The organism is Microbispora cellulosiformans (assembly GCF_008728085.1).
In the GTDB taxonomy this organism is placed as follows: domain Bacteria; phylum Actinomycetota; class Actinomycetes; order Streptosporangiales; family Streptosporangiaceae; genus Microbispora; species Microbispora amethystogenes.
Genome location: NZ_VYTZ01000005.1, coordinates 187342 through 201496 on the forward strand (window position 1 = coordinate 187342; position 14155 = coordinate 201496).

18 protein-coding genes and 1 pseudogene are annotated in these 14155 nt (G+C 72.4%); 9 read left to right on the forward strand and 10 right to left on the reverse strand.

Annotation, left to right across the window (positions count from 1 at the left end):
- Positions 1-62 precede the first annotated feature (62 nt).
- From F5972_RS39355 to F5972_RS15105, 4 genes and pseudogenes are all read right to left on the reverse strand, one after another.
- Positions 63-272 carry a transposase gene (locus F5972_RS39355; RefSeq protein WP_225311507.1) on the reverse strand — a complete coding sequence of 70 codons (210 nt, stop codon included), beginning with the start codon at positions 270-272 and terminating at the stop codon, positions 63-65.
- Between the two features lie 55 nt (positions 273-327).
- Positions 328-630, reverse strand: coding sequence for a helix-turn-helix domain-containing protein (locus F5972_RS39360; RefSeq protein WP_150934125.1), 303 nt, complete (start codon positions 628-630; stop codon positions 328-330).
- Between the two features lie 23 nt (positions 631-653).
- Positions 654-827, reverse strand: a pseudogene (locus F5972_RS15100) (DUF4158 domain-containing protein); the annotation flags it as partial.
- Between the two features lie 183 nt (positions 828-1010).
- A complete protein-coding gene (locus tag F5972_RS15105; protein WP_150934126.1) occupies positions 1011-1571 on the reverse strand; it encodes a hypothetical protein in 561 nt (186 codons plus the stop codon).
- Positions 1572-1756: 185 nt separating this feature from the next.
- Between F5972_RS15105 and F5972_RS15110 the strand changes: the two genes are divergently transcribed.
- A complete protein-coding gene (locus tag F5972_RS15110) occupies positions 1757-2365 on the forward strand; it encodes a TetR/AcrR family transcriptional regulator (protein ID WP_150934127.1) in 609 nt (202 codons plus the stop codon).
- An 89-nt stretch (positions 2366-2454) separates the two neighbouring features.
- Here F5972_RS15110 and F5972_RS15115 read toward each other — a convergent pair whose 3' ends face one another.
- The 3 genes from F5972_RS15115 to F5972_RS15125 all read right to left on the reverse strand — a co-directional run bounded on the left by F5972_RS15115 (position 2455) and on the right by F5972_RS15125 (position 5071).
- Positions 2455-3543 (reverse strand): winged helix DNA-binding domain-containing protein, encoded by a 1089-nt coding sequence (locus tag F5972_RS15115; protein WP_150934128.1) that lies wholly within the window; start codon positions 3541-3543, stop codon positions 2455-2457.
- 4 nt (positions 3544-3547) lie between these two features.
- Positions 3548-4582: an aldo/keto reductase gene (locus tag F5972_RS15120; RefSeq protein ID WP_150934129.1), complete on the reverse strand. Its 1035-nt coding sequence runs from the start codon at positions 4580-4582 to the stop codon at positions 3548-3550.
- 66 nt (positions 4583-4648) lie between these two features.
- Entirely contained in the window at positions 4649-5071 is a 423-nt protein-coding gene (locus F5972_RS15125; RefSeq protein WP_150934130.1) for a VOC family protein, read from the reverse strand.
- A 103-nt stretch (positions 5072-5174) separates the two neighbouring features.
- Between F5972_RS15125 and F5972_RS15130 the strand changes: the two genes are divergently transcribed.
- Entirely contained in the window at positions 5175-6125 is a 951-nt protein-coding gene (locus tag F5972_RS15130; RefSeq protein WP_150934131.1) for a helix-turn-helix transcriptional regulator, read from the forward strand.
- Between the two features lie 14 nt (positions 6126-6139).
- Here F5972_RS15130 and F5972_RS15135 read toward each other — a convergent pair whose 3' ends face one another.
- Entirely contained in the window at positions 6140-6586 is a 447-nt protein-coding gene (locus F5972_RS15135) for a winged helix-turn-helix transcriptional regulator (protein ID WP_150934132.1), read from the reverse strand.
- 91 nt (positions 6587-6677) lie between these two features.
- Between F5972_RS15135 and F5972_RS15140 the strand changes: the two genes are divergently transcribed.
- The 4 genes from F5972_RS15140 to F5972_RS15155 all read left to right on the forward strand — a co-directional run bounded on the left by F5972_RS15140 (position 6678) and on the right by F5972_RS15155 (position 8696).
- Complete coding sequence (locus F5972_RS15140) at positions 6678-7271, forward strand: dihydrofolate reductase family protein (RefSeq protein WP_150934133.1); 594 nt, start codon at positions 6678-6680, stop codon at positions 7269-7271.
- A 79-nt stretch (positions 7272-7350) separates the two neighbouring features.
- Positions 7351-7734 carry a PPOX class F420-dependent oxidoreductase gene (locus F5972_RS15145; RefSeq protein WP_150934134.1) on the forward strand — a complete coding sequence of 128 codons (384 nt, stop codon included), beginning with the start codon at positions 7351-7353 and terminating at the stop codon, positions 7732-7734.
- A gap of 87 nt (positions 7735-7821) precedes the next feature.
- The gene (locus F5972_RS15150) at positions 7822-8424 is read left to right on the forward strand and encodes a GNAT family N-acetyltransferase (protein ID WP_150934493.1); all 603 of its coding nucleotides are present in this window, start codon (positions 7822-7824) and stop codon (positions 8422-8424) included.
- A gap of 86 nt (positions 8425-8510) precedes the next feature.
- Positions 8511-8696: a hypothetical protein gene (locus tag F5972_RS15155; protein WP_150934135.1), complete on the forward strand. Its 186-nt coding sequence runs from the start codon at positions 8511-8513 to the stop codon at positions 8694-8696.
- A 14-nt stretch (positions 8697-8710) separates the two neighbouring features.
- On the opposite strand, the gene F5972_RS15160 is transcribed toward F5972_RS15155, so the two are convergent.
- Positions 8711-10126, reverse strand: coding sequence for a xylulokinase (locus tag F5972_RS15160; protein ID WP_150934136.1), 1416 nt, complete (start codon positions 10124-10126; stop codon positions 8711-8713).
- A 185-nt stretch (positions 10127-10311) separates the two neighbouring features.
- Here F5972_RS15160 and trpB point away from each other — a divergent pair, with 185 nt between their 5' ends.
- The 3 genes from trpB to F5972_RS15175 are packed head-to-tail and all read left to right on the forward strand — an operon-like array spanning position 10312 to position 13126.
- Complete coding sequence (gene trpB / locus F5972_RS15165; protein WP_225311508.1) at positions 10312-11517, forward strand: tryptophan synthase subunit beta; 1206 nt, start codon at positions 10312-10314, stop codon at positions 11515-11517.
- Positions 11514-12350 carry a tryptophan synthase subunit alpha gene (gene trpA, locus F5972_RS15170; RefSeq protein ID WP_225311509.1) on the forward strand — a complete coding sequence of 279 codons (837 nt, stop codon included), beginning with the start codon at positions 11514-11516 and terminating at the stop codon, positions 12348-12350. The genes trpB and trpA overlap by 4 nt, the downstream gene beginning before the upstream one ends.
- Entirely contained in the window at positions 12347-13126 is a 780-nt protein-coding gene (locus F5972_RS15175; RefSeq protein ID WP_150934137.1) for a GntR family transcriptional regulator, read from the forward strand. Before trpA ends, F5972_RS15175 begins: the two co-directional genes overlap by 4 nt.
- On the opposite strand, the gene F5972_RS15180 is transcribed toward F5972_RS15175, so the two are convergent.
- Entirely contained in the window at positions 13119-14111 is a 993-nt protein-coding gene (locus F5972_RS15180) for a hypothetical protein (protein ID WP_150934138.1), read from the reverse strand. The two genes, F5972_RS15175 and F5972_RS15180, sit on opposite strands and share 8 nt — an antisense overlap.
- Positions 14112-14155 lie beyond the last annotated feature (44 nt).

The following is a 14155-nucleotide window of genomic DNA, read 5'->3' on the forward strand; positions in this document are numbered from 1 at the left end:
GTGATGTGGCCGGGTTGCTCAGGTGGGTCTGATTGCCAGGCCGGTCTCGGCGAGGCAGCCGTCTATGAGTTCGCTGCGGTACTGGATGTGCCGTGGGCCGCGCCGGATGCGCTGGACGAGGTGTTGAGGTCGGGTGCGTAGGGCGGCAGATAGTAGATGGTCAGCCAGTCCCGGGCCTCGGCGAACTTCTGCAGGTCGGCGGCCTTGTGGACGTTGAGGTTGTCCCAGACGAGAACGATCGGGCCACCGAGCTGCTGGTGTGCTGCGATCAACAGGTCCCGGTAGCCGCGCCAGGAGAAGCTCTTGCGCCCATCGCGACGGCCGTCGTCATGGCGGGGCCGGTAGATGAGCCTGGAGCGGCGACCGGGTTTGTAGCAGGTCAGCGCGGCGATGGAGATCCGTCTGCGGGAGCGGCCACGGACCGCCCTGCTCCCACTTCTGCCGCCACCGTTGTACCGAGCGGACGTTGACGCCCAGGGCATTGGCGATGACCGAGCTCGCCTCGCCCTGGGCGAACCGCTCGGCCGCCTTGAGCCGTAACTCCTCGCGGAACTGCTGCCGTTCGGCAGTCAGCCCGCCTCCTTGATGGATATCGCATGCTCCGGTGAAACCGCACGGACGACGAGCCATCAGCCCCTACGACACCACGAGTTCAACGTCAGTAGCTGCACCGCGAAGCCCAGGCGGTTGTGATTCCGCCGCTTGGACTCCACCAGCTCCCGGTCGGCGTCGTCCAGAAAAAAGCGCTCCAGCTCAGAACGCGACGGCACCCCGCGGAACGCGGCGTAGCCGGCAGCCTGCTCATCCGTCAGAAACTCGAGCGGCACCCCGGACCTTCAGACAGTCGATCAACGCGACCGCTGAAGATTCCGACACTACAGACCCAGATCAAAGCGCCCGAAAGCCCCGAGAGCGCTTAGCGCCGGTTTTCGTTCCGATGTTCCTCAACCCCCTTCTTCCCGGCTGGACCGGTCCCGGGCACGACGACGTCGTGGGTGTCGTCGTCCCCGTCAGTCTCCCTTCGCGGCGCGGCCGAGACGGAAGGCCGAGACGAGGAAGAAGACGCCACCGGGGACGGCGTAGCCGGCCGCGTTGGCCAGCGTCGGGCCGGCCGATGCGGCACCGACGATGAAGGACACACCGGCCAGCACGGAGATGCCACCGCTGATGATCATCGGCCACTGGCCGCCCATCCTGCGGCGAGTGACGCCCACGAGCAGCTGGACCAGCCCGGCCACGATTGCCCAGGCGCCCCACACGCGCAGCACGGCCGGGATGCCGGACGCGCAGGCGATGGCCACTCCGATGGCGGTGATCAGGCTGACCGCGATGTTGACGTACAACAGGGCAGGTGATCCGGTGGCGCGCGACGCGCGGGCGTCGATGGCGGCGGCGGCCACGTCGAACAGCGGGTAGAGCACGAGCAGGGTGACCGCGAGCGGACCCAAGTTCGAGGCGGTCGTGAACAGCGCGAGGGCCCAGACGATGGCGAACGCGAACCGGACGAGGTACAGCCGCCGCAGTGCGGACGCGATCCCGAGAACACCCGGCGAAGCCGCGACAGTGCTCATGATGATCCTTCCAGCGGATGAGTGACGTGGAGCGCGGTTCACCGCACCCCGCGGCCGGCCTTCTCGATCAGGGGAACCAGCGATGGTCCGCCTCACTGCAAGACCGAACGTTCTATCTTGGCTGAGCATGACGACGTACGGCGCGCGTTGTCAATACCGAACGTTCTATCCAGTACGATGGCGGTATGTCCCGCCAATCCGAAGCACGGCCGTCCGAAGCGCGGTCCCGGCTGCTCACCACGGCCACCCGGCTCTTCTACGCGGAGGGCATCCACGCCGTCGGCATCGATCGCATCGTCGCCGAAGCGCAGGTGACGCGGGCCACCCTCTACCGGCACTTCCCCGGCAAGGAGGACCTCGTGCTCGCCTATCTGAACGAGGTCGACCGGGCCATGCGGGGTCAGGCGGACGAGGCCGTCGCCGCCGGACCACCGGCCGCCGACGCCATCCGGGCCCTCAGCACGTCCATCGCCCAGGGCATCCAGTCCCCCGGCTTCCGGGGATGCGCCTTCCTCAACGCCGCCGCCGAATATCCCGATCCCGAGTCTCCGGTCCGCAAGGCCGTGCTCGCCCACCGCCAGTGGTTCCTGGAAACCGTCACGGAGCTGCTGGCCAAGATCCAGGAGACCGGTGCGGAGCCCGCCGCCCGCCACTTCGTGATGATGCGCGACGGCGCCATGGCCGCCGGCTGCCTGTTCGACCCCGTGCTGATCACTGAGACCTTCCTGCGCGGAGTTGAGAGGCTCCTGCAGGTGTACGCCGTCACCGACTACAGCGGCCCGGCGGGTGCCTGAAGCCGCTGGCCTCCGCTCAGGACGAGGTGACGCCGCCCGCCGGCTGACGACGCCTGAGCGACAGTGTCCGGGTCAGCGCGTCCTGCCGATCACAGGAGCCGTACGCGGGCGCTGTCGCCGTCGGACAGGAACGACGCCAGCGCCCGGCCCTCCTCGGCCAGGTCGGCGCGGTCGGCTCGGGAGAGGAGGCGCAGCGGAGTGACGATCACTGTGCCGTCCTCGACCGTCCAGGTCGCGGCGACCCGGCCGTCGACCAGGACCACGCGGGCGCCGGCGACCGACAGCCCGCGGTCGGCGTCGTCGATGATCCGGCCGCGGTCGTGGTAGCCGAGGATCGCGTTGTCGAACGCCGGCAGGAACCGTACCGGGGCGGGTGTGTCCGGGTCGGGGCGTGGTGCGCCGGGGAGGTCGAGCAGCTCCCGGCCCCGCTCGTCGCGAAAGGAGACCAGCTCACCGCGGATCGCGGCCACCGCGGCCGGCAGCCCCGCCAGCCCGCACCAGGCGCGCAGGTCGGCCACGGCGGCGGGGCCGAACGCGGCGAGATAACGCCGTGCCAGGGTCTCCCCCACCGGATCGGCGCCGTCCGCGGCCGGTGGGTCGATCTCCTGCCCCAGCCACGCGGAGAGCGGCAGGTTGCGCACTCCGGCCTTCGCGCGCCACAGCCCGCGCGGCGGTAGCTGGGCCATCGGGACGAGGGCGGCGACCAGCATCTCGCCCAGCGCCCGCGGTCCCGGCTCCGGCCAGCGGCCGGCCAGCGCCCTCGCGAGCTCGCCCATCGAGCGCGGCTCGCCGTCGGCCAGCACCGCCCGGCCCGCCGCCGCGAGCTCGTCGAGGTTCACCCCGGCGAGCTCGCGGCGGTAGGTTCCGAGCACCCGCTGGCGCAGCATGAGGTCGTGGCGGGCCCGCCAGGCCAGGACGTCGCCGGCGGTGAGGAGATGGACGGTGCGGCGCATGAGGTGAGTGCGCACCACGCCGCGGCGGATCAGCAGGTCCGACAGCGCCGCCGGGTCGAACCCGCGCAGCCGCGACCAGAGCCCCACGAACGGTTCCTGCGGCTCCTGCGCCTGCAGGCCGCACAGATGCGCGACGGAGTCGAGGACCGGCAGACCGGCGCGGTCGAGCAGCAACTGCCGGGCGAGCGTCGCGCGGTTGAGCGCGCGGGTGCCGAGTACGGTCAACGGGTCACGCCGCCGAACGCTCGCCGGCCGGCCGTCGGCGCAGCGCCGGCCGGGTGACGGGAGGCGGGTCGTAGGACACGTCGAGCGGGCCGATGTCGGCGCCCGGAGGCACGATCTCGTCGATCCTGTCGAGGAGGTCGTCCCCGAGCACGGTGCCGGCCCCGGCCAGCAGGTCGTCGAGGTGCTCCATGGTGCGCGGCCCGATGATCGCCGCGCTCACGCCCGGGTGGGCGACCGTGAACGCCATCGCCATGTGGGCCGGTGCGATCCCGGCCTCCTCGGCCAGCAGGGCGAGCCGCTCGACGGTACCGAGCGTGCGTTCGTCGGTCATGTGCCTGGGCACCCAGGCCATCCGCCGCTCGGGGACCTGAGTCGTACGGCCCCTGCGGTAACGGCCGCCGAGCAGGCCCATTCCGAGGGGACCCCACACGAGCGTGCCCATGCCGTAGCGCTCGCAGACGGGCAGGACCTCGCGTTCGATGCCGCGGTTGAGGAGTGAGTACGGGGGTTGCTCGGTGCGGAAGCGCGCCAGGCCGCGTCGCTCGGCCACCCATTGGGCTTCGACGATGTCGGAGGCGGGGAAGTTGGAGGCGCCGATGGCGCGTACCTTGCCGGCGGCCATCAGGTCGGTCAGCGCGGAGAGGGTGTCCTCGATGTCGGTCCCGGGGTCGGGATGGTGGATCTGGTAGAGGTCGATGTGGTCGGTCCGGAGGCGGCGCAGCGAGTGCTCGACCTCGGTGACGATCCAGCGCCGGGAGTTGCCCGCGCGGTTGGGATCGTCGCCCATCGGCCCGTTCACCTTCGTGGCGAGGACCACGTCGTCGCGGCGGCCCTCAAGTGCCTTGCCGACGATTTCCTCGGTCTCGCTGTGGGAGTAGACGTCGGCGGTGTCGATGACGTTGATCCCGGCGTCGAGGGCCCGGTGGATGATGCGCACGCAGTCGTCATGGTCGGGGTTGCCGACCCGCCCGAACATCATGGTGCCCAGGCAGTAGGCGCTGACCTGTATCCCGGTCCGCCCCAGGGGCCGTGTTCTCATGCTGGTTGTTCCCTTCGATGTCAGGCTGGGGCGTGCTGCGGGTACTCCCCACCACGCCCCCGCTGTTCAGCCGTTGTATTCGCTCGCGACGTCCACGACCCAGACGACGCCGAAGCGGTCGGTCAGCATGCCGTACAGCGGAGCCCACTGCGCGGGTTCCAGGGGCGCCGCGATGGTCGCCCCGTCGGAGAGCTTCTCCCAGTACGCGGTGATCTCCTCGGTGGTCTCGCCGCGCAGGGAGAGGAAGAACGAGTTCTCGCCCCGGTCCCACGGCAGCCGCGAGGGCACGTCGTAGGCCATCACGTGGAAGCCGTTGCCGGCGACCACCTGGCCCCACATCACCTGGTCCGCCTCGGCCGGGTCCTGCACGTTCCCGGCGTCCTTGTAGGTGACGACGGCGAGATGACCGCCGAAGACAGACTGGTAGAACTCCAGCGCCGCGCGGGCGTCGCCCCGGAAGTTCAGATGAGTGACGGACTTGACGGACATGCCGCTCCTATTGGTTCTGGACGCTGTGCAGCGCCTCAAGTGCGACAACAGTCGCAGGGGTAGCGGTCAGGATGTGGCCGCTACCTACGGCACACTGGATTTCATGCCGAAGACCTCAGCGCGACTGCTGGTGTTGCTCTCGCTGCTCCAGACGCGCCGGGACTGGCCGGGGGCACTGCTCGCCGAGCGGCTGGAGGTCAGCCCGCGTACCGTGCGCCGTGACATCGACCGGCTGCGCGAGCTCGGCTATCCCATCGCGACCTTCAAGGGACCCGACGGCGGCTACCGGCTGGACGCCGGCACGGAGCTGCCCCCGCTGCTGTTCGACGACGAGCAGGCCGTCGCCCTGGCCATCGCGCTCCAGACCGCCGTCACCAGCGGCGCCGGCATCGAGGAGGCCGCGGCCCGAGCGCTGAACACCGTACGGCAGGTCATGCCCGCACGGCTGCGCCACCGGATCGACACCCTCCAGGTCACCGCCGTCGAGCACCCCGCGCCCCGGCCGGCCCCGCAGGTCGGCGCCGAGGTGATCATGGCCCTCAGCGCCGCCGTCCACAGTCGTGAGGTGCTGCGCTTCGACTACGCGGGGTCCCCGCCGCGGCGGGCGGAGCCCCACCACCTCGTCACATGGGGCGGGCGCTGGTACCTCGTCGCCTGGGACCTCGACCGGGAGGACTGGCGCACCTTCCGCGCCGACCGGATCACCCCGCGCACCCCGGCCGGGCCCCGCTTCACCCCGCGCGAGCTGCCCGGAGGAACGGTGGCCGCCTTCGTGGCCGCCAGGTTCCGGGGCTCCGACGGCTCCGGCGACTGGCCCTGCCGCGGCGAGGTGATCCTCGGCCTGCCCGCCGCCGTCGTGTCCCGCTACACCCGCGAAGGGGTCGTCGAGGAGCTCGGCCCGGACCGCTGCCGGCTCGTCCTGGGCTCGTGGTCGTGGACCGGACTGGCCGCCGCCGTCGGCAGGTTCGACGCCGACATCGAGGTCGTCGGCCCGGCCGAGCTCAAGGCCGCCTTCGCCCACCTTGCCCGCCGCTACGCGGACGCCCTTCGGTGACGCAGCGTCCAGGGTCAGGCGGCGGCGCCCGGCAGCAGGTCGATGTCGCCGGCGTGCATCGACTGGCCGCAGTGGGCGCAGCGCAGATCGACGTGGCTGACCTGGCCGCAGGCGTGGTGACGGTAGAGCACCGGCGGCCCGGCTTCGCCCGCCAGCCACCTGTCTCCCCAGCCGGCCATGACCATGAGCAGGTCGACCAGCTCGACGCCCTTCTGGGTCAGGTGGTACTCGTAGCGCGGCCGGTTGTCGTAGGGGCGGCGTTCGAGCACGCCCTGGCCGACGAGGTGGTTGAGCCGCTCGGTCAGCACCTTGCGTGAGATCCCGAGGTCGGCCTGGAGCTGGTCGAACCGGTTCATGCCGACCCACACGTCGCGCAGGATCAGCGGCGACCACGGCTCCCCGATCACGTCGAGCGTGCGTGCGATGGAGCAGGCCATCTCCCCGAAGTTCGTACGTTGCATGGGATCAGTCTAGTTCTTGAGGTTCCCTCAGGGAACTCGGGATGCTACGGTCGTAGAGTCTTTTTAAGAAACCCCAAAAGGGAGTCGCACGATGAGCAAAGTCCTCATCGCCCATGCGGTGTCGGTCGACGGGTACATCACCGGGCGCAACCCCGGCGCCGGGCGCGGACTGGGCGACGCGGGCATGCTGTTCGACTGGTATTTCGACGGCGACACGCCCAGTCAGGTGTTCGGCGGCTTCGAACTGAGCGGACCCAGCGCCCAGGTCTTCGACACCTTCGCCGGACGTGTCGGCGCGATCGTGGCAGGGCGCACCACGTACGACGCCTCCGACGGTTTCGGAGGCGGCAGCCCCCATCCTGCGGCCCGGGTCTTCGTCCTCAGCCGCCGGCCCGCGCCCGAGATGACCGAGCGGCAGACCCTGATCACCACCGGCATCGAGGACGCGGTCGCGGCGGCACGCGAGGCCGCCGGGGGCAAGGACGTCGGGCTCATGGGCGGCGGCGTCGCCACCGAGGCCCTCAGGGCCGGGCTCGTCGACGAGGTGATCCTCCATCAGGTGCCGATCCTGCTCGGCGGCGGGCGTCCCTTCTTCCGGTCGCTGCCCGGGCACGTGCGCCTGGGCCTCGTCCAGGCCGTCCCGGCGCCCGGTGTCACCCACCTCCACTACCAGGTCGAACGCTGACCCTCGTCCCCGGCGTGGGGGCTCTCCCCCGCCACCGGCCGGGCCGTGTTACCGACGACAACCCCGCAAGGAGAAGCAGATGCTCGACCCCGACGTACGCCGCGCCTTCGACGGAACCTCGCTGGCCCACCTCGCCACCGTCCTGCCGGACGGCTCGCCCCACACCGTCCCCCTCTGGGCCGGAACCCACGGCGACCACCTCGTCTTCCTCACCGGGCCGCACTCGCGCAAGGCCCGCAACCTGCGCCGCGACCCCCGGGTGGCACTCTCCCTGGCGCCCGCCGACAACCCGTTCCAGCCCGTCATCGTCCGCGGCCGGGTCGTCCGATGGCTCGAAGGGGACGCGGCGTGGGAGATCATCGACCAGATCTCCGAGAAGTACATCGGCCGGCCCTACTCCCGGGCGGAGGAACGCGTCGTCGCCGTCATCGAACCCGAGCGGCAGACCGTCGGCGTCGGCTGAGCTTCGGTTGGCGGTTACGCAGGGCATAGGCACCCAGTGAGATGCGTTGTCGAGGGGACGACCCGCTGTCAAGATCGCTTGGTGAACATGCCGCACCACCAGAACGCCCCTTCCGTACGCCCTATCACCGACGCCGATGTCCCCACCGCGGTCGACACGCTTGCCCGGGCCTTCGCCGACTACCCCTTCACCCGGCACGTGATCGCCGCGGACGGTCACGAGGACCGGATCCGGCGGTCCCAGGAGCTGTGCCTGACTCGCGTCGGAATGATGTACGGCCGAGTGTGGGTCGCCGACGGGGGCCGCGCCGTGGCTGTCTGGGCCACCCCCGACCAGGACCCCTCGCCCGCCTTCGCCGAAATCGGTCCGATGCTCGGCCAACTCAGCGGTGACCGGGCGGCCGCCGCCGCGTCCGCGGCGGAGGCCGTCGCGCCCTATCGGCCGCAGGAGCCGGGATGGTTCCTGGAGACGGTGGGCACCGCCCCCGAGTTCCAGGGGCGGGGCCTTGGCGGCGCGGTGCTGCTTCCCGGTCTCGAAGAGGCCGAACGAGCTGGGTATCCGGCATTCCTGGAGACCTCCAGCGAGCGGAACGTGGCGTTCTACGAGCGACACGGTTTCAGGGTCACCGCCGACGTCCGGCTCCCTGACAACGGCCCCCGCACCTGGTGCATGCGCAGGGATCCGCGCTGAGGTCCGGGAGCTCTCGCCCGCCTCCTTCGACCGGCGAACGGCGCGGGGATCTGGACCGGCTGCTGAAGTATGACGCCGGGCTGGAGATGACCCGGCTGGCCTGGCTGATCAAAGCCGCCACCGACGCCAGCGAGACCTCGGTCAAGACCGCCATCGAAAAACTCATCTACCTGCGCAACATGGACGCCCACACCCTGGACATATCGGCCCTGGCTGCCGAGCGGCGCGGTTCACCCCGCGATGGCCGGCGGTTCGTGACGCCGGCCCGCTGACCGTGCCGCCGCGATCAGTCGGCGCGGTCGAGGATGTTCTCGCGGGCCACGGCGTACCGTTCGCGGATCGCCGGCACAGGATCCGCCTCGTGCGTCTCGACCTGCCCGACCGTCCACGACGGCGGTCGCTCCCCGCCTGACAGCACCCAGGCCGCCTGGCGGGCGGCGCCGTCGGCGACGTACTCCCCCAGCGGTGGGACGAGCACAGGGCGGCCGAAGACCGTCGGCGCGATCCGGCGCACCGCCTCCGAACGGGCGCCGCCGCCGACCAGGATGACCCGGTTGACCGTCGTGCCCTGCGCGATCATCGCGTCCAGCCCGTCGGCGAGTGCGCACAGCATGCCCTCCACCGCCGCGCGGGCCAGGTGCGCGGCGGTCGAGGTCCGCAGGGTCAGGCCGTGCACGGCTCCGGTGGCGTGCGGGCGGTTCGGTGTGCGCTCGCCCTCCAGGTAGGGCACCAGGACCAGCCCGTCGGCGCCCGGCGGGGCCGACAGCGCCAGCGCCGACAGCTCCGCGTGGTCCACCCGCAGCATGGTCGCGGCCGCGTCCAGCACCCGGGCGGCGTTGAGCGTGCACACCACCGGCAGGAACCGGCCGGTCATGTCGGCGAACCCGGCGACGATCCCGCTCGGGTCCGCGGCCGGCACGTCGGAGACGGTGGACACGATGCCTGAGGTGCCGATCGACACGATCACGTCGCCTGGCTCGGCACCGGCACCCAGCGCCGCCGCGGCGCAGTCCCCGGCGCCGGGGCCCAGCGGCGCGCCGGTGCGCAGGTGCCCGGCCTGGCCGGTGGGCCCGAGCACCTGCGGCAGCAGCACATCGTCGCGGCCGAACGCCAGCCGGATCAGGTCCAGGCGGTACTCACCGGTCGCGGCCGACCAGTATCCGGTCCCGCTGGCCTCGCTGCGGTCGGTGCGCAGCGCGTCGAGCCCCGGCGCGCCGGACAGTCGCCAGGTCAGCCAGTCGTGCGGCAGACACACCGCGGCCGTGCGGGCGGCGTTGTCCGGCTCGGCCGAGGCCAGCCAGCGCAGTTTGGTGACGGTGAAGCTGGCCACCGGTACCAGGCCGACCGCCTCCGCCCATGCTCGCCGTCCCGCCTCCCCGCCGCCGAGATCCGAGATCAGGTCGGCGGCGGCGCCGGCCGAGCGGGTGTCGTTCCACAGCACCGCGTCCCGGATCACCGCGCCGTCCGCGTCCAGGCACACCATGCCCTGCATCTGCCCGGCGATCGAGGCCGCCGCCACGTCGTCCAGTCCTCCGGCCTGTGCGACCGCGTCGGAAAGTGCGGCCTCCCACGCGGCCGGCGGTACGGCGGTCCCGGTGGGGTGTGGCGCGCGGCCTTCGCGCACCAGTTCCCCGGTGTCGGCGTCGCGGACGACGACTTTGCACGACTGGGTCGAGGAGTCGACCCCGGCGACGAGAGGCACCGGTCCTCCGGGGGTGTCGGGCGCGGACGACCGCGCCGGGGCTTTGTGGAGATCATGACACAGCCCCGCCGAGGCTCACCGAGCCGGTCACCGGCGACGGACCCGTGGTGGCGCGTCCGGGCCGCTCCATGTCACACTCACTGTTATAGAACTCACTCATGAGTTATAGAACGATGGGAGCTGACATGCGAGACGCGTCGCTGCGGCGTGATCCGGTCCCGCCGGACGAGGCGATGGGCGGGCCCCCGGCGCGGGGCCGGTTCGGGGAGTACGGCGGACGGTACGCGCCGGAGTCCCTGGTGGAGGCGTGCCGCGAGGTGGGCGAGGCGTTCCGGGAGGCCTGGGCGGATCCGGGGTTCCGCGGCGCCCTGGCGCGACTGCTCGCCGTGCACGCCGGGCGGCCGACCCCGCTCACCCCGGCCCTCCGCCTGTCCGAGGAACTGGGAGTGCGGCTGTACCTCAAGCGCGAGGATCTCACCCACACCGGATCCCACAAGATCAACAACGTGCTGGGCCAGGCGCTGCTGGCCACCCGGATGGGACGGCGCAGGCTGATCGCCGAGACGGGGGCGGGCCAGCACGGGGTGGCCACCGCGACCGCCGCCGCGCTGCTCGGGCTGGAGGCCACGGTCTTCATGGGTGAGCGCGACATCGAGCGGCAGGCCCTGAACGTCTTCCGGATGCGCATGCTGGGCGCCGAGGTGGTCCCGGTGACCACGGGCAGCCGCACCCTCAAGGACGCGACCAGCGAGGCCATGCGGCACTGGGTGGGCGCGACCGGCGACTCCCACTACTGCATCGGCTCGGTCGTCGGGCCGGATCCGTACCCCTGGATGGTCAGGGAGCTGCAGCGCGTCATCGGCGACGAGGCCCGCGCGCAGTGCGCCGCCGAGCTGCGGACCGGCGTGCCGGACCACGTGGTCGCGTGCGTCGGCGGCGGATCCAACGCGGCCGGCACGTTCGCCGGTTTCGCCGACACTCCGGCGCGCCTGGTCGGAGTCGAGGCGGAGGGCGGCGCCGGGGCGGCCCGCGGCCGGCTCGGCGTCCTGCACGGCTGCCGCTCGCTGTTCCTGCAGGACGGCGACGGGCAGATCACCCAGGCCCACTCCATCGCCGCCGGGCTCGACTATCCGGGAGTCGGCCCGGAGCACGCGCACCTGCGCGACCTGGGCCGGGCCCGCTACGTCACCGTGACCGACGACGAGGCGGTCCGCGCGGCGGTACGGCTGGCGCGCACCGAGGGCATCGTCCCGGCGCTCGAATCCGCGCACGCGCTCGCCTGGGTGATCCGCGCGGCGGACGACGGCGACCTGCCCGCGGGATCGACGGTGCTGATGACGCTGTCCGGCCGCGGCGACAAGGACGTCTCGACCCTGAAGGAGCTGCTGTGACCTACCCCAGGACGAACCCCGCCGTGGCCGCGGGGGCGGTCGAACGCCACCTGCGCGCCCGCCGGGACACCGGCCGCGGCCTGCTCATGCCGTACGTCACCGGGGGGATCACCCCGGGTTGGACGGACTACCTGCGGGCGTTCGCCGACGCCGGGGCGGACGCGATCGAGGTCGGCCTGCCCTTCTCCGACCCGACGCTGGACGGCGTCACCATCCAGCAGGCGAGCGACACGGCGCTGGCCCGGGGAGCGAGCACCCGCCGGATCCTCGCCGATTTGTCCAATCAGTCCGGCCTGCCGGACCTGGGCGTGCCGCTGGTCGTCAGCACCTACTACAACCTGGTGCTGCACGACGGCCCCGAGGCGTTCTGCACCGCGCTCCGCCGGGCCGGCGTCGGCGGCCTGATCGTGCCCGACCTGCCGGTGCACGAGGCGGACGAGCTGACCGGCGTGGCCGAAGGCGCCGGGATCGAGCTGGTCCTGCTGGCGTCGCCGGCGACGCCGCAGCCGCGGCTGGCGGAGATCTCGGCCCGGAGCCGCGGTTTCGTCTACGCGGTCTCGCTGATGGGCACCACCGGTGAGCGGGCTGCCCTCGCCGCCTCGGCGGCGGAGCTCACCGGGCGGATCAGGCGCGTCACCGACCGGCCGGTCTTGCTAGGATTCGGCATCTCCACCCCGGATCAGGCCCGCGAAGCCCGCCGGCACGCCGACGGCGTGGTGGTCGGCGCCGCGGTCATGCGGCGGGTGCTCGACGGGGCCGGGCCGGACGACCTGCGGGCCTTCCTCGCGCCCCTGCGGCAGGCCCTCGACCAGGAGTGTGACCGACCACGATGACCCCCGAGGCGAACCCCCAGGCGGGCCCCGACGCCGGGCACGAGGCGAGATACCGCGCCATCGCCGCCGACCTCGCCGCGAAGATCCGGTCGGGGCACTATGCGCCCGGTGAGGCCCTGCCGCCGCAACGGGAGCTGAGCGCCTCCTACGGGGTGACCCTCATGACGCTGCGCCAGGCGTTGCGGGAGCTGAGCGACGAGAAGCTGATCGTGCAGCGGCCCGGCAAGGGCACGTTCGTCACGCCGCCGCATCTGGCGTACCAGCTCGACTCGCTCCGCAGCCTGGTCGACGACCTGCGTACGCAGGGCCATGACGTGCGCACGGCCGTGGCCGGGCGGGCGGTGCGCCGGGCCCCCGCCCGGATCGCCGCGGAGCTGCGGCTGCGCCCCGGCGACACCGCCCTGCGGCTCGAGCGGGTCCGCGAGTTCGCGGGGCGTCCCGCCGTGCACCAGGTGTCCTGGGTCCGCCGGCCGGTCGCCGACCGGATCCGCGACCGCGACTTCACCGCCGTCTCCCTCTACACGGCCCTCGCCGACGCGGGGGTGACGGTCGCCCGGGCGTCCGAGGTGGTCCGGCCCGGGCTGCTCGACCCCGCCGCCGCGCGTCACCTCCAGGAGCCGCAGGGCAGCCCGGTGCTCGTCAGCACCCGGATCACCTACACACTCGACGCCACACCCGTGGTGTCCGACCATGCCACCATCCTCGGCAGCATGATGGAGATCCGCACCGAACGCGCCGCCACCGGCCTCTCTCTCACCTGGGGCGCCATCAGCTGAGCACCTGTGCGCGGGCCGTCGAGCGGCCCAGTACGGCCAGCAGGCCTGCCATGACGACGCCGACGGCTGCCAGGCCGGCGCGGTCGGCTGCCGTGTCGGTGTTGGAGATCAGGCCGAAGGCGGTGTGGGCGACCAGGGCGCCGGAGGCGAGGGCGAGGCTGTGCCGGTCGGTCCATCGGCCGTCCGCCGTCCACCGGCGCAGGAGCCACGCGACGGCCACCGCCACGACCACGGCGGCCGACATGGGCACGAGCACCCACCCGCCGTGGGTGAAGGCGGGCCGGGCCGCGCCGCCGAAGGGGAACAGCAAGGCCAGGTAGGTGAAGGCGGCCACCGCGCCGAACAGCCCCGCCGCCGCGGGCGCGGGCGGCCTGGTCACCGCCGCGCGCGGGCGGGACCTCAGCCGCAGCCCGGCCGCCACCAGCAGGGCCACGGCGGCGGCGCAGCCCGCCAGGATCGCCGGCGGCGCCTGATAGCCGGGGTCGATGGTGGTCACGACCGTCACCCGCAGCAGCAGCGCGCCGAGGACGAAGACCACCCCTGCCACCCACGTGCCGAGCCTGCCGAGGTAGGGCCGGTCGCGCAGGGACGGGACGATCAGATCGGTCAGGAGGATCGGGATCGCGGCGCTGAAGACCGCGTGGTAGGGGATCTGCAGCTCGGTGTAGGCGCTGTTCAGGTCCAGAATCCGCGGTGCCCACCCGGCGGCGCCGTACATCGTGGGGCTGCTCAGCGCCTGCAGCGCCAGGCCCTCCTCGACGATGCCGTACGCCGCGCCGAGCAGCAGCACCCCGGTCCAGCCCGTCCCGGCCCGCCGTACGAGTTCGCGCACCAGGACGACGCCCGCGCCGTAGATCGGGATCCACAGCAGCAGGAGCCAGGCCATGCGCAGCGGCGGGTTGCCGAGGGTGAACTCGGCCACGAGCGGTGTGATCACCGCGAGGAGCAGTGCGGCCAGGCGGCCGCGTGTCTTGTTCGCCGTCATGCGGCCAGCGTGTGCCGCGCGCACCCCCCGCGTCTGCCGCCCCA

Excerpts from the sequence above, each read along its gene's own strand:
- F5972_RS15135 (WP_150934132.1), bottom strand. The coding sequence starts at position 6,586 with ATGCAACGTACGAACTTCGGGGAGATGGCCTGCTCCATCGCACGCACG.
- F5972_RS15175 (WP_150934137.1), top strand. The coding sequence starts at position 12,347 with ATGACCCCCGAGGCGAACCCCCAGGCGGGCCCCGACGCCGGGCACGAG.
- F5972_RS15125 (WP_150934130.1), bottom strand. The coding sequence starts at position 5,071 with ATGTCCGTCAAGTCCGTCACTCATCTGAACTTCCGGGGCGACGCCCGC.
- F5972_RS39360 (WP_150934125.1), bottom strand. The coding sequence starts at position 630 with ATGGCTCGTCGTCCGTGCGGTTTCACCGGAGCATGCGATATCCATCAA.
- trpB (WP_225311508.1), top strand. The coding sequence starts at position 10,312 with ATGCGAGACGCGTCGCTGCGGCGTGATCCGGTCCCGCCGGACGAGGCG.
- F5972_RS15145 (WP_150934134.1), top strand. The coding sequence starts at position 7,351 with ATGCTCGACCCCGACGTACGCCGCGCCTTCGACGGAACCTCGCTGGCC.
- F5972_RS15105 (WP_150934126.1), bottom strand. The coding sequence starts at position 1,571 with ATGAGCACTGTCGCGGCTTCGCCGGGTGTTCTCGGGATCGCGTCCGCA.
- F5972_RS15130 (WP_150934131.1), top strand. The coding sequence starts at position 5,175 with ATGCCGAAGACCTCAGCGCGACTGCTGGTGTTGCTCTCGCTGCTCCAG.
- F5972_RS15180 (WP_150934138.1), bottom strand. The coding sequence starts at position 14,111 with ATGACGGCGAACAAGACACGCGGCCGCCTGGCCGCACTGCTCCTCGCG.
- F5972_RS15155 (WP_150934135.1), top strand. The coding sequence starts at position 8,511 with ATGACCCGGCTGGCCTGGCTGATCAAAGCCGCCACCGACGCCAGCGAG.
- F5972_RS15110 (WP_150934127.1), top strand. The coding sequence starts at position 1,757 with ATGTCCCGCCAATCCGAAGCACGGCCGTCCGAAGCGCGGTCCCGGCTG.
- F5972_RS15150 (WP_150934493.1), top strand. The coding sequence starts at position 7,822 with ATGCCGCACCACCAGAACGCCCCTTCCGTACGCCCTATCACCGACGCC.
- F5972_RS15120 (WP_150934129.1), bottom strand. The coding sequence starts at position 4,582 with ATGAGAACACGGCCCCTGGGGCGGACCGGGATACAGGTCAGCGCCTAC.
- F5972_RS15140 (WP_150934133.1), top strand. The coding sequence starts at position 6,678 with ATGAGCAAAGTCCTCATCGCCCATGCGGTGTCGGTCGACGGGTACATC.